Source organism: Pseudomonas sp. HUK17, assembly GCF_001566765.1.
Map to the genome: position 1 here is coordinate 20,666 of NZ_LSMW01000014.1, position 13,296 is coordinate 33,961.

Annotated in this window: 15 protein-coding genes; 10 read left to right on the forward strand and 5 right to left on the reverse strand. The window is 67.6% G+C overall.

Annotated features, from left to right (window positions below):
* The first annotated feature begins 23 nt into the window (after positions 1–23).
* The 9 genes from AX284_RS09465 to AX284_RS09505 all read left to right on the forward strand — a co-directional run bounded on the left by AX284_RS09465 (position 24) and on the right by AX284_RS09505 (position 8,265).
* On the forward strand, positions 24–719 hold the full coding sequence (locus AX284_RS09465; protein ID WP_068384895.1) for a YggS family pyridoxal phosphate-dependent enzyme: 696 nt from the start codon (positions 24–26) through the stop codon (positions 717–719).
* 9 nt (positions 720–728) lie between these two features.
* Positions 729–1,547 carry a pyrroline-5-carboxylate reductase gene (proC, locus tag AX284_RS09470; protein ID WP_068384897.1) on the forward strand — a complete coding sequence of 273 codons (819 nt, stop codon included), beginning with the start codon at positions 729–731 and terminating at the stop codon, positions 1,545–1,547.
* 9 nt (positions 1,548–1,556) lie between these two features.
* Positions 1,557–2,150 carry a YggT family protein gene (locus tag AX284_RS09475; RefSeq protein ID WP_064309244.1) on the forward strand — a complete coding sequence of 198 codons (594 nt, stop codon included), beginning with the start codon at positions 1,557–1,559 and terminating at the stop codon, positions 2,148–2,150.
* Between the two features lie 117 nt (positions 2,151–2,267).
* Positions 2,268–4,226 carry a dynamin family protein gene (locus tag AX284_RS09480; protein ID WP_017640990.1) on the forward strand — a complete coding sequence of 653 codons (1,959 nt, stop codon included), beginning with the start codon at positions 2,268–2,270 and terminating at the stop codon, positions 4,224–4,226.
* A gap of 107 nt (positions 4,227–4,333) precedes the next feature.
* A complete protein-coding gene (metX, locus tag AX284_RS09485; RefSeq protein ID WP_068384900.1) occupies positions 4,334–5,473 on the forward strand; it encodes a homoserine O-succinyltransferase MetX in 1,140 nt (379 codons plus the stop codon).
* Between the two features lie 5 nt (positions 5,474–5,478).
* On the forward strand, positions 5,479–6,099 hold the full coding sequence (metW, locus tag AX284_RS09490) for a methionine biosynthesis protein MetW (RefSeq protein WP_068384902.1): 621 nt from the start codon (positions 5,479–5,481) through the stop codon (positions 6,097–6,099).
* Between the two features lie 83 nt (positions 6,100–6,182).
* Positions 6,183–6,776, forward strand: coding sequence for an RdgB/HAM1 family non-canonical purine NTP pyrophosphatase (rdgB, locus tag AX284_RS09495; protein ID WP_027598888.1), 594 nt, complete (start codon positions 6,183–6,185; stop codon positions 6,774–6,776).
* A complete protein-coding gene (hemW, locus tag AX284_RS09500) occupies positions 6,773–7,924 on the forward strand; it encodes a radical SAM family heme chaperone HemW (protein WP_068384904.1) in 1,152 nt (383 codons plus the stop codon). The genes rdgB and hemW overlap by 4 nt, the downstream gene beginning before the upstream one ends.
* 14 nt (positions 7,925–7,938) lie before the next feature.
* Positions 7,939–8,265 (forward strand): DUF3392 family protein, encoded by a 327-nt coding sequence (locus AX284_RS09505; protein ID WP_007161657.1) that lies wholly within the window; start codon positions 7,939–7,941, stop codon positions 8,263–8,265.
* On the opposite strand, the gene AX284_RS09510 is transcribed toward AX284_RS09505, so the two are convergent.
* From AX284_RS09510 to AX284_RS09530, 5 genes are all read right to left on the reverse strand, one after another.
* A complete protein-coding gene (locus AX284_RS09510; protein WP_064309248.1) occupies positions 8,262–9,995 on the reverse strand; it encodes a putative bifunctional diguanylate cyclase/phosphodiesterase in 1,734 nt (577 codons plus the stop codon). The two genes, AX284_RS09505 and AX284_RS09510, sit on opposite strands and share 4 nt — an antisense overlap.
* Positions 9,996–10,164: 169 nt before the next feature.
* Entirely contained in the window at positions 10,165–10,875 is a 711-nt protein-coding gene (gene trmB / locus AX284_RS09515; protein ID WP_064309249.1) for a tRNA (guanosine(46)-N7)-methyltransferase TrmB, read from the reverse strand.
* Positions 10,876–10,942: 67 nt separating this feature from the next.
* Positions 10,943–11,725 (reverse strand): thiazole synthase, encoded by a 783-nt coding sequence (locus tag AX284_RS09520; protein ID WP_064309250.1) that lies wholly within the window; start codon positions 11,723–11,725, stop codon positions 10,943–10,945.
* Between the two features lie 19 nt (positions 11,726–11,744).
* Positions 11,745–11,945, reverse strand: coding sequence for a sulfur carrier protein ThiS (gene thiS / locus AX284_RS09525; protein ID WP_017640999.1), 201 nt, complete (start codon positions 11,943–11,945; stop codon positions 11,745–11,747).
* A 93-nt stretch (positions 11,946–12,038) separates the two neighbouring features.
* Complete coding sequence (locus AX284_RS09530) at positions 12,039–12,416, reverse strand: DUF423 domain-containing protein (protein ID WP_064309251.1); 378 nt, start codon at positions 12,414–12,416, stop codon at positions 12,039–12,041.
* A gap of 68 nt (positions 12,417–12,484) precedes the next feature.
* Between AX284_RS09530 and mtgA the strand changes: the two genes are divergently transcribed.
* Entirely contained in the window at positions 12,485–13,186 is a 702-nt protein-coding gene (gene mtgA, locus AX284_RS09535) for a monofunctional biosynthetic peptidoglycan transglycosylase (RefSeq protein ID WP_017641001.1), read from the forward strand.
* The last annotated feature ends 110 nt before the right edge of the window (positions 13,187–13,296 follow it).

The window sequence follows — 13,296 nt, forward strand, 5'->3', positions numbered from 1 at the left end:
GCGCCGACGCAAGCAGGGGCTGAATGTCCACGATAGCCGAGAATAGCGCAACCGTACTCGAACGCATCGCCGCCGCCAGCCGGACGGCAGGCCGCGATCCCGCGACTGTCGGCCTCCTGGCGGTGAGCAAGACCAAGCCCGCCGCCGCCTTGCGCGAGGCCGCCGCCGCCGGCCTGCGCGACTTTGGCGAGAACTACCTGCAGGAGGCGCTGGACAAGCAGCCGGCGCTGGCCGACCTGCCACTGGTGTGGCATTTCATCGGTCCCATCCAGTCCAACAAGACCCGCGCCATCGCCAGCCATTTCGACTGGGTGCACTCGGTGGACCGCCTGAAGATCGCCCAGCGCCTGGCCGAACAGCGCCCGCCCGAGCGCGGGCCGCTGAACATCTGCCTGCAGGTCAACGTCAGTGGCGAAGCCAGCAAGTCCGGCTGCCACCCCGACGAACTCCCAGCGTTGGCCACCGCGGTGAGCCAGTTGCCCAACCTGCGCTTGCGTGGCCTGATGGCCATTCCCGAAGCCACCGACGACCCGGCCAGCCAGCGCGCGGCCTTTGCCCGGCTGCGCACCATGAGCGAGACGCTGAACCTGGGCCTGGACACCCTGTCCATGGGCATGAGCCAGGATCTGGAAGCCGCCATCGCCGAGGGCGCCACCTGGGTCCGCGTCGGTACCGCCCTCTTCGGCGCCCGCGACTACGGCGTCGCCTCTTCAACCTAGGAAGTCTCGATGAACGACACCCGCATCGCCTTCATCGGCGCTGGCAACATGGCCGGCGCCATCATCGGCGGCCTGCTCGCCCAGGGCGTGCCGGCCCGGCAGCTCAGCGCCAGCAATCGCAACCCGGCCAAGCGCGAGGCGCTGGCCCGGGAGCACGGCATCCGCGTCGAGGCCAGCAACAGCGCCGTGCTCGCCGACGCCGACGTGGTGGTGCTGGGGGTGAAGCCCCAGGTGATGGCCGAGGTCTGCCAGGAGCTGGCGCCCCATCTGCGCCCGGACCAGCTGATCGTCTCGGTCGCCGCCGGCATCACCTGCGCCAGCCTGACACGCTGGCTGGGCCAGCGCGCGCTGGTGCGCTGCATGCCCAACGTGCCTTCGCAACTGCGCCTGGGTGCCAGCGGCCTGTTCGCCAACGACCAGGTCAGCGCCGAACAGCGCGCCCGCGCCCAGGAGATCCTCGCCGCGGTCGGCCTGGCCCTCTGGGTCGAGGAAGAACAGCAGCTGGACGCGGTCACCGCCGTTTCCGGCAGTGGCCCGGCTTATTTCTTCCTGCTGATGGAAGCCATGACCCAGGCCGGCACCAAGCTCGGCCTGCCGGCCGCGGTAGCCGAACAGCTGACCCTGCACACCGCCCGCGGCGCCGCCGCCATGGCCTGTCAGGGCGACCGCAGCCCCGAACAATTGCGTCGTTCGGTGATGTCCCCCAAGGGCACCACCGAGCGCGCCATCGAAACCTTCCAAGCCGGGGCCTTCGCGGACCTGGTGGAAGAAGCCCTCACCGCCGCGGCCGACCGGGCTGCGGAACTGGCCCAGTTGCCGGATCGATAAGGAGTATCCATGTCCGCTTTCGCGCAAGCCCTCGTCTACGTCATCCAGACCCTCGGCAGTCTCTATCTGCTGATCATCCTGCTGCGTTTCATCCTGCAGCTGGTGCGGGCCGACTTCTACAATCCGCTGTCGCAATTCACCGTGCGCGCCACCCAGCCGCTGCTCAAGCCGGTACGGCGCATCATCCCCGGCTTCGGCGGCGTCGATCTGGCGGCCCTGGTGCTGGCGATCCTGGTCCAGCTGGCGCTGATGATGGTCGTGGTGGTGCTGCTCGGCGCCAGCATCGGCGGCCTGTTCCCCGCCCTGCTGATCTGGGCGCTGCTGGGCGTGGCGTCGCTGTTCCTTAAGGTGTTCTTCTTCGCCCTGATCGTCAGCGTCATCCTTTCCTGGGTCGCGCCCCAGACCCACAACCCCGCCGCCGAGTTGGTCAATCAGATCTGCGAGCCGCTGCTGGCCCCCTTCCGCCGCATCCTGCCGAATCTGGGTGGCCTGGATCTGTCGCCGATCTTCGCCTTCATCGTGATCAATCTGCTGGATCGCTTCGTCATCGGCCAGTTGGCCGCCGCCACCGGCATGCCGCAGATTCTCGCCCCCTTCCTCTGACGCACCACTCGCGCACCCGCCACGACCGCCCGCCGCGTCGTGGCGGAGGCGGCATTGACGTCCTCTGGACGCTGGGGCACCGTCCAGCCTTTGCTGTCCAGGTCAAGGAAGTCCCCTATGGAACGCCTGTTCCGCCACGTCGATGCCTATGCCACGTGGAAAGCCGAACTCGACACCCAATTGGGCCGCTACCGCGACTGGTTGCAGCGTAACCGCCTGGCCTCCCCGGCCCTGGACGCCGCCCTGGCCAGCTGCCAGAGCGAATTGCAGGCCGACGGCATCACCCTGGCCTTCGCCGGCGAGTTCTCCCGCGGCAAGACCGAGCTGATCAACGCCCTCTTCTTCGCCGACTACGGCCAGCGCATGCTGCCGTCCCAGGCCGGGCGCACCACCATGTGCCCCACCGAGATCTTCCATGACGCCGGGGCCGACGGTCCCTATCTGCAGCTGCTGCCCATCGACAGCCGCCTGGACGAACGCAGCCTGGCCGCCTGGCGCAAGACGCCCGAGGCCTGGCAGCGCTTCGCCCTGGACGACCGCCACCCGGACGCCATGGCCGCCCTGCTGGCCAAGGTCACCGAGACCCGCGAGGTGGAAACCGCCGCCGCCGTGCAACTGGGCTTCGATCCCGAGCAGTTGGAACAGCTCGACAGCGCCGGTCTGGTCAGCATCCCGGCCTGGCGCCACGCGCTGATCAGCATCGACCACCCGCTGCTGCGCCAGGGCCTGCGCATCCTCGACACCCCCGGCCTCAACGCCCTGGGCGCCGAACCCGAACTGACCCTGTCGCTGCTGCCCCACGCCCAGGCCGTACTCTTTCTCATCGGTGCCGACACCGGCGTGACCGCTTCGGACCTGGCGCTCTGGGAACAGTGCGTCAAGCCCTCCCTGGGCGATGCCCCGGAGCGGCTGTTCGCGGTGATGAACAAGATCGACAGCCTCTGGGACGACCTCGGCGGGGTCGCCCATGTCGCCCAGTCGCTGGAAAACGTCCGCCAGGCCAGCGCCCGGCAACTGGCGCTGCCGGCCGAGCACATCCTGCCGCTGTCGGCCAAGCAGGCGCTGCTGGGCAAGGTCCGCGGCGATCTGGAATTGCTCGCGCGCAGCCAGCTCGACAGCCTCGAACAGCTGCTCGCCGAACGCATCGTCGGCGCCCGCGAGCGTCTGTTGCAGCAGCGCATCGTGCAGCAGGCCAGTGGTCTGCTGGGCGCCAGCCGTACCCTCATCGAGCAGCGCCTGGAAGCCATTCGCGCCCAGTACGCGCAACTGGCCGACGAGGAATTGCCCGGTGCCGGCCTGGAATTGCAGACCGCTCGCACGCGCCAGGAATACGACCAGTATCACCGTCGCCTGCTGGACCTACGCACCACCCAGAACATGCTGGCCGGGCAGCGCAAGCTGCTGACCGACCTGGTCGCGTCGGAGCGCCTGGACGCCCATCTGGACACCGCCCGCCGGGAATTCCGCAGCAGCCTGACCACCGTCGGCATCAACCAGTCCATCGCCCGTTTCTTTCGCGTGGTCGAGCATGACCTGCTGGCCCTGGACAACGAGGCGGACCGGGCCAACAAGGTGCTCGGCGCAGTCTACCAGCGGCACAATGTCGAGAATCCGCTGCATCCCCTGGAAGCGCCGCGACTGCGCATCCGCCCCTATGTCCGCGAGCTGCGCCAGCTGCAACTCAAGACCGAGGAGGTCCAGCGTCAGGTCAAGACCCTGCTCACCGAGCAGAGCGCCCTGGCCCGCCGCTTCTTCGCCACCGTGGCCCAGGAGGTCCAGGCGCTGCAGGAAGGCGCCCATGCCCAGGTGCTGCGCTGGAACGACGGCGCCCTGACCCCGCTGGTGCAGCACACCCGCGAGCAGAAGCAGCTGCTGGAAACCAGCATGCTGGCGCTCAAGCAGCTCACCCAGCAGAACCTCAACAGCCAGGAGCAGGTGCGCCGGCTGCAGGTGCACGAGGACGTCCTGCACGGGCAGCTCAGCGAGGTCAGCGACATGCTCAAGCAGATCAGCCGGCCGGCGCCGTCCCAGCGCCACGACAACGTGGTCACCCTGCCGCTGGCGCGGGTCGGCTAGCGCCACCTGCTACCGTGGCGCGGCCCTTGGCCGCCGCGCCACGCCTGCCCTTGCCGCTCCCGGCGGTGCTCTTTAGACTGGCGAGCCCCGCCCCGGACGAGCCGTCAATGCCCAGCGTCATTCCCGAAGATTCCGTCGGCCTGGTCACCCCCGAGCTGCTGCATTTCAGCGAGCCGCTGGCCCTGGCCTGTGGTCGCACCCTGCCGGCCTATGACCTGATGGTCGAGACCTATGGCGAACTCAACGCCAGTCGCAGCAACGCCGTGCTGATCTGCCACGCGCTCTCCGGCCATCACCACGCGGCCGGCTATCACAGCCTGAACGACCGCAAGCCCGGCTGGTGGGACAGCTGCATCGGCCCCGGCAAGCCCATCGACACCCGCAAGTTCTTCGTGGTCGCCCTCAACAACCTGGGCGGCTGCAACGGCTCCACCGGCCCCAGCAGCCCCAATCCCGAGACCGGTCGGGCCTATGGCGCGGACTTCCCGGTGCTCACCGTGGAAGACTGGGTCAACAGCCAGGCACGCCTGGCCGATCGCCTGGGTATCGGGCAGTGGGCGGCGGTGATCGGCGGCAGCCTGGGCGGCATGCAGGCGCTGCAGTGGACCATCAGCTATCCCGAGCGCATCCGCCACTGCCTGGCCATCGCCTCGGCGCCCAAGCTGTCGGCGGAAAACATCGCCTTCAACGAGGTGGCGCGCCAGGCCATCCTCTCAGATCCGGACTTCCACGCCGGCCACTTCCAGGAAAAGGGTGTGATCCCCAAGCGCGGCCTGATGCTGGCGCGCATGGTCGGCCACATCACCTACCTGTCCGACGAGGCCATGGGCGAAAAATTCGGTCGCGAACTCAAGACCGACCAGCTCAACTACGACTTCCACAGCGTCGAATTCCAGGTCGAGAGCTACCTGCGCTATCAGGGCGAGGAATTCTCCGGCCGTTTCGACGCCAACACCTACCTGCTGATGACCAAGGCGCTGGACTACTTCGATCCGGCCCATGCCCATGGCGGCGACCTGGCCAAGACCCTGGCCGGGGTGCAGGCGCGCTTCCTGATCGTCTCCTTCACCACCGACTGGCGCTTCTCGCCGGCGCGTTCCAAGGAGATCGTCAACGCCCTGATGGCCGCGCGCAAGGACGTCAGCTACCTGGAGGTCGACGCGCCCCAGGGCCATGACGCCTTCCTCATTCCCATCCCGCGCTATCTGCAGGCCTTCTCCCACTACATGACCCGCATCGAGGTATAGCTGCCGTGCGCGCCGATCTGGACATCATTCAGGAATGGATCCCCGCCGGCAGCCGGGTCCTCGACCTCGGTTGCGGCACCGGCGAACTGCTCGCCTGGCTGCGCGATCACAAGCAGGTCACCGGCTACGGCCTGGAGATCGACCCGGACAAGATCGCCGAATGCCTGCTCAAGGACGTCAACGTCATCGAGCAGGATCTCGACGGCGGCCTGGCCAACTTCGCCAGCGACAGCTTCGACGTGGTGGTCATGACCCAGTCGCTGCAGGCCATGCAGTACCCCGATCGCATCCTCCAGGAGATGCTCAGGGTCGGTCGCCAGTGCATCATCACCTTTCCCAACTTCGGTCACTGGCGCTGCCGGCTGTACCTGGGCAGCCGGGGGCGGATGCCGGTCTCCGACTTCCTGCCCTACACCTGGTACAACACGCCGAACATCCACTTCTGCACCTTCGAGGACTTCGAGCGCCTCTGCCGCGAACAGCGCGCCCAGGTGCTGGATCGCCTCGCCGTGGACCGCCTGCACCGCCACGGCTGGGCCAGCAAGCTGTGGCCCAACCTGCTCGGCGAGATCGGCATCTACCGGGTCAGCGCGCCGCGCCTGCAGGAGCATCGCGTCGCGATATGACGTAAGGCACGGGGGGCGCAGCCAGCCCGGGCACGGCTTCGCGTACAATACGCCGCCCTTCTCAAAGCGACGCGGAGTCTCCCATGTCCGACCTTACCGAACTGGTGCTCGCCAGCCACAATGCCGGCAAGCTCAAGGAACTCCAGGCCATGCTCGGCGACCGGGTGCGGGTGCGCTCGGTGGGTGAATTCAGCCAGGTGGAGCCCGAGGAAACCGGGCTGTCCTTTGTCGAAAACGCCATCCTCAAGGCACGCAACGCGGCGCGGCTGTCCGGTCTGCCGGCCCTGGCCGACGATTCGGGCCTGGCGGTGGACGCCCTCGGCGGCGCCCCCGGCATCTATTCCGCGCGCTACGCCGACGGCCAGGGCGATGCCGCCAACAACGCCAAGCTGCTCGAGGCCTTGAAAGCGGTGCCCGACGCCGAGCGCACCGGCCAATTCGTCTGCGTGCTGGCGCTGGTGCGTCACGCCGACGATCCGCTGCCGATCCTCTGCGAAGGCCTCTGGCCCGGGCGCATCCTGCATGCCGCCCAGGGCGAGCATGGCTTCGGCTACGATCCGCTGTTCCAGCCCGATGGCGAAGCGGTCTCCGCAGCCGAACTAGCGCCGGCGGAAAAGAACCAGCGCAGCCATCGCGCCCGCGCCATGGCCCAGCTCAAGCAACGGCTCGGCCTGTGACCCAGGTGTTCGCCCTGCCGCCACTGGCGCTCTACGTCCACATCCCCTGGTGCGTGCGCAAGTGCCCCTATTGCGACTTCAACTCCCATGCGGCCGGTCCGACGCTACCGGAAACGGAGTACGTCGATGCCTTGCTGGCGGATCTGGACCAGGACCTGATCCACGTCCATGGCCGCCCGCTGACCTCGATCTTCTTTGGCGGCGGCACGCCCAGTCTGTTTTCCGCCGAGGCCCTGGGGCGTCTGCTGGACGGCGTGGCCCGGCGCCTGAGCTTCGCGCCGGACATCGAGATCACCCTGGAAGCCAACCCCGGCACCTTCGAGCAGGCCAAGTTCGTCGCCTATCGCGGTCTGGGCATCAATCGGCTGTCGATCGGTATCCAGAGTTTCCAGGATGCCAAGCTCAAGGCCCTGGGGCGTATCCACGGCCGCGAGGAAGCCATCCGCGCCGCCGACCGGGCGCGCGCCGCCGGTTTCGACAACTTCAACCTGGACCTCATGCACGGCCTGCCCGAGCAGAGCGTGGCCGATGCCCTCGGTGATCTGGAGCAGGCCATCGCCCTGGCGCCCACGCACCTGTCCTGGTACCAGCTGACCATGGAGCCCAACACGGTGTTCTGGAGCCAGCCGCCGGAGCTGCCCGAAGACGACACCCTCTGGGACATCCAGGAAGCCGGCCAGGCGCGGCTGGCGGCCGCCGGCTACGGGCAGTACGAGACCTCCGCCTATGCCCAGCCCCGGCGCCAGGCGCGGCACAATCTCAACTACTGGGGCTTCGGCGACTTCCTCGGCATCGGCGCCGGCGCCCACGCCAAGCTCAGCGCTCCGGACGGTACCCTGCTGCGCACCTGGAAGACCCGCCTGCCCAAGGACTACCTGGATCCGGCCAAGGCCTTCCAGGCCGGCGCGAAAGCTCTGGAGCCGGCCGATCTGCCCTTCGATTTCATGATGAACGCCCTGCGCCTGGTCGACGGGGTGCCCGCCGCCTGGTATCCGCAGCGGACCGGTCAGTCGCTGGACAGCCTGGCGCCGGCGCTGGCCGCGGCGCGCCGCGCCGGCCTTTTGGCCGAGGACGAGGAGCGCCTGCGCCCCACCGCCCGCGGCCAGCTGTTCCTGAACGACCTCTTGCAATTCTTTCTGCCTGACTGACGAGGAGCTCTGCCTTGGATTTCGTACTCGACCATATCGCCGACCTCTCCCGCTGGAGTCGCAGCCACCTGGACGAGGTGGCCCTGGCGGTCACCGCCACCCTGCTGGTGCTGTTCGGCAGCCAGGTCAACGCCTTCATCCAGGCGCGCCTGGGCAGCCTGCCGACCGCCGTCCGGGTCCCGGCCTTCGCCCTGGCCTGCCTGGCCATCTATGGCGCTGCCATGACCTTCCTGACCCCCTGGGTGGTCAAGGGCCTGGCGCAATTCAACAACTACGCCCTGGCCCCGGTGCTGCTGATCGGCGTCTGCCTGCTGGGCGTGCTGGCCGAGCGTCGCGGCTAGCGGTCGGCGGCGCGGATAGCGTCCAGCAGGCACTCCAGGGATTGCGGGCGACCCAGCAGGAAGCCCTGGAAGGTGTCCACGCCCAGGTCCTTGAGCAATTCGAACTGGGCCTGGGTTTCCACCCCTTCGGCGACGATCTGCATGTCTAGCGCGCGGCACAGGCTGACGATGCCGGCCAGCAGCTGCCGGGATCTGTCGTCGGCGTCGACCGCCAGCAGAAAGCTGCGGTCGATCTTGATGGTGTCGAAGGGCAAGCGGTGCAGGTAGCCCAGCGACGAATAACCGGTGCCGAAGTCATCCATCGCCACCCGGAAGCCCTGCTCGCGCAACAGGGCCAGGCGCCGCTCCGGGGTGCCCTTCTGCAGGAACACCGACTCGGTCACCTCCAGCTCCAGGGCCCTGGGCGCGATAGCGAATTCGGCGCAGGCCGCCGCCAGGACCTCGGCCAGTTCGTCATCGGCCACCTGCAGCGGCGAGATGTTGACCGCCACCGGGATCTGCAGGCCGGCGTCCTGTAGCGCCCGGGCGCAACCGGCCGCGCGGCGGATGGCCAGACGCCCGAGGGCCGAGGCCATGCCATTCTGCTCGGCCAGGGCGACGAAGACATTGGGCGGCACGGCGCCGACCCCCGGACAATTCCAGCGCGCCAGCAACTCGGCGCTGATCATGCGTTGGCGGGCATCGAACTTGGGTTGCAGCACGAAGGTGATCAGTTCGGCTTCGATGGCGCCGTGCAGATGGGCTAGCAGGGTCACCTTGCTGCGCGCCTCGCTGGTCAGCTGCGGATCGTAGCAGCGCACCCGGCTCTTGCCGGCCGCTTTGGCCGCGTACATGGCGGCATCGGCGTTGCGCAGCAGGGTCTCCACATCCAGCCCCTCTTCGGGCGCCAGACTCAGGCCGATGCTGGCCGATACGCGGATATCGTGGCCGGCGATGCATTGCTGGCGCCCCACCGCCTGCACCAGCTGCTCGGCCACCTGGCGCGCCTGATCGCGATCGCTCACGTCCAGCAGGGCGACGAATTCATCGCCGCCCCAGCGCGCCAGCACCTCGCCGGCGCCCAGCACCTGGCGCAATTCGCGCACCAGGGCACAGAGCAACTCGTCCCCGGCGGCATGGCCCAGGGAGTCGTTAACCTCCTTGAAGCCATCGACATCGATGAACAGCACCGCCAGGTTGCCGGCTTCCTCCAGATCCTGCAGGCGCGTCTCGAAATCCTGGTAGAAGGAGGTCCGGTTGGGCAGCTGGGTCAGGGCATCGCTCAGGGCCATGCGCTCCAGGGCCTGCTCGGCGCGCTTGCGCTCGGTGATGTCCCTCAGGCTGGCGACCACATAGCCTTCGCGATCCGCCTCGCCGGCAAAGCGACTCAGGCTGATCTCCACCGGCGTGACGCGTTTGGCGGAGACGTGGAACTGGGCTTCGCACAGGGCATAGCCGTCGCGCTCGAAGGTGCGGATGGCCGTCTCGGGCAACTTGATGTAGTGGGACAGGTACTGACCGCTGACACTGCGCTCCGCACTGAGCATCAGGGCGCGCAGGGCATCATTGGCTTCGATGATCTGACCACTCTCGGTCAGCACGGCCATGGCGTCGCGACAGAGGGCGAAGGCCGAGGCGATGAGGTGCAGCGAGCGTTCGGTACGCTGCCGGGCGCTGCGTTCGACTTCGAGCCAGCGCCGTACGGCGTGCAACTCGGCCGCTGGCGAGTCGGGGCGTACCAGGTCCGTCATCGGATCCGCTCTGCACGAAGGGCGGCGCGGAGCCGGTTGGCATTCTTGAGGAAGGCTGACATCCAGGTGTCTCTGTGAATTCGAATGCAACCGCCATCACAGCAGGGCAATTGGCCATCATGCCAATTGTCCCTCACCAGCTCAAGCTCGATTCGTCAGAGATACACGGTCAGCTCTGGCGTTCGAACTTGAGATCCCAGACGCCATGCCCCAGGCGTTCGCCACGGCGTTCGAACTTGGTGATGGGTCTTTCCTCGGGACGCGGTACATAGCCCGAGGCGTCGCCGAGGTTATGGTAACCGGGGGCGGCGTTCATGATCTCGAGCATGTGTTCGGCATAGGCCTGCCAATCGGTAGCCATGTGCAGCACCCCGCCGACCCTGAGCTTCTGCCGAACCAGCTCGGCGAAGGCCGGCTGGACGATCCGCCGCTTGTGGTGGCGGCTCTTGTGCCAGGGATCGGGAAAGAACAGCAGTACCCGGTCCAGACTGGCATCGGCCACGCACTGGCGCAGCACCTCCAGGGCATCGCAGCTGTAGACCCGCAGATTGGTCAGCTCCTGGGTCATGGCGCCATTGAGCAACGCACCCACGCCCGGACGATGCACCTCGACGCCGATGAAATCCTGCTCCGGCGCGGCGGCAGCCATTTCCAGGGTGGAATGGCCCATGCCGAAGCCGATCTCGAAGGTACGCGGCGCCTGGCGCCCGAATACCTGGTCGAAATCCTGGGGGCCGTCGGTCAGCTCCAGACCGAAACGCGGCCACCCCTGGTCGAGACCGCGTTGCTGGCCTTCGGTCATGCGGCCGGCGCGCATCACGAAGCTCTTGATGGTGCGCCGGGGGCGGTCGGGGGTCTGGTCGTCTTGATGATCGGTCATGGCGTTATCGATAGTGGGAAAAAGAGACGCCCGGCACAGGCCGGGCGCGTGATGGAGGGCGCCAGGTCTAGTTGACCAGGCCGTCCAGCGGCGAGGACGCGGTCGCATAGAGCTTGCGCGGCATGCGCCCGGCCAGATAGGCCAGGCGACCGGCGACGATGGCGTGCTTCATGGCTTCGGCCATCAGCACCGGCTCGCGGGCATGGGCGATGGCGCTGTTCATCAGCACCGCTTCGCAACCCAGCTCCATGGCGATGGTGGCGTCGGAGGCGGTACCCACCCCGGCATCCACCAGCACCGGCACCTTGGCCTCTTCGAGGATGATGCGCAGGTTGTAGGGATTGCAGATGCCCAGGCCCGAGCCGATCAGACCGGCCAGCGGCATGACGGCGATGCAGCCGATGGCCTCCAGCTGGCGCGCGACGATGGGGTCGTCGCTGGTATAGACCATGACGTCGAAGCCGTCGGCAACCAGGGTCTCGGCGGCCTTGAGCGTCTCGATGACATTGGGGAACAGGGTCTTCTGGTCGGCCAGGACTTCCAGCTTGACCAGGTTGTGGCCGTCGAGCAGCTCGCGCGCCAGGCGGCAGGTGCGCACCGCTTCCACCGCGTCATAGCAGCCGGCGGTGTTGGGCAGGATGGTGTAGCGCTCGGGCGAGATCACGTCGAGCAGATTGGGCTCGCCGGGATTCTGGCCGATGTTGGTGCGGCGCACCGCCACGGTGACGATCTCGGCGCCCGAGGCTTCGATGGCCAGGCGGGTCTCTTCGAGATCGCGGTACTTGCCGGTGCCGACCAGCAGACGCGATTCATAGGTGCGCCCGGCCAGGGTAAAGGGAGTGTCTTTCATCTGGATTCCTCTTGCGCGGCTAGCCGCCGCCGATGGCGTGGACCACTTCCAGCCGGTCGCCGTCCACCAGGGCGGTGGTGGCGTGCTGGCTGCGCGGCACGATGTCGAGGTTGCGTTCCACCGCCACTCGCCGCCCGGTCAGGTCGAGACGCACGAGCAGGTCGGCGACGGTGGCGCCGTCCGGCAATTCAAGGGATTCGCCGTTCAACAGAATCTGCATGGCAAAGGCATCGTCACGGGGTGAGCCGGCATTCTACGCCGGTCGGGCGTGCATTGCAGCGACGCCAGACCGGGAACGACGGCCAGTGCTCGGTCAGAGGCTGCCGAGGCGCCAGGCGAGGATGGCCAGGCACGCCCAGCCGGCGAGAAAGCACAGTCCGCCGAAGGGAGTGATGATGCCCAGCCGCGAGATGCCGGTCAGCGTCAGCAGATAGAGGCTGCCGGAAAACAGCAGGATGCCGGCGATGAAGAAGCCACCGGCCCAGGCCACCAGGCGTCCCTGGAAGTGCAGCGACAGGAGCGCGACGCCGAGCAGCGCCAGGGCGTGGATGAGCTGATAGAGCACGCCGGTCTGGAATACGGCCAGGTAGTCGGCGGTCAGCCGGCCCTTGAGTCCATGGGCGGCGAAGGCGCCGAATCCGACACCGGTGAAGCCGGCCAGAGCGGCGAACAGCAGGAAGAGTCGCAACATGGGTTTTACCGGGCGATGGAAGAGAAGCGCTGGTTATAATGGCCCGCTAACCGCCAAAGACCAAGCCGATGCTGCTCACCCTCCTCCGCCGTCTCCTGCGTATCGCCCTCTGGTTCGCCGTCCTCAGCGCCGCCCTGGTGCTGATCCTGCGCTGGGTGCCGCCGCCGGGCAGCATGCTGATGGTGGAGCGCAAGGTCGAGTCCTGGATCGACGGCAAACCCATCGACCTGCAGCGCGACTGGCGACCCTGGAAGGAGCTGCCGGACGATCTCAAGATGGCGGTGATCGCCGGCGAGGACCAGCACTTCGCCGAACACTGGGGCTTCGACATGACGGCGATCCGTCAGGCCTTCAGCCACAACGAAGCCGGCGGCTCCCTGCGCGGCGCCAGCACCATCAGCCAGCAGACCGCCAAGAATCTCTTTCTCTGGAGCGGCCGCAGCTACCTGCGCAAGGCCTTCGAGGCCTGGTTCACCGTGCTGCTGGAAACCTTCTGGTCCAAACAGCGCATCCTCGAGGTCTATCTCAACAGCGTGGAATGGGACGACGGCGTGTTCGGCGCCGAGGCCGCGGCTCGTCACCATTTCGGCATAGGTGCTCCCTACCTGTCCGATCGCCAGGCCAGCCTGCTGGCCGCCGTGCTGCCCAATCCCCGCGAATGGAGCCCGAGCCGCCCGAGCGCCTATGTCGCCGAACGCGCCGCCTGGATCCGCCAGCAGGAGCGCCAGCTGGGCGGCAGCGACTACCTGCGGCGGATGACCGGGCAGTAGCAAGGCGACTTCGCACGCGGTTTTCAGCCTACAGACTCTCTATCGAGGCCATGGGCCGCTCCTACGGACTTCCCGGTACTTGTAGGAGCGGCCCATGGCCGCGATGGCCA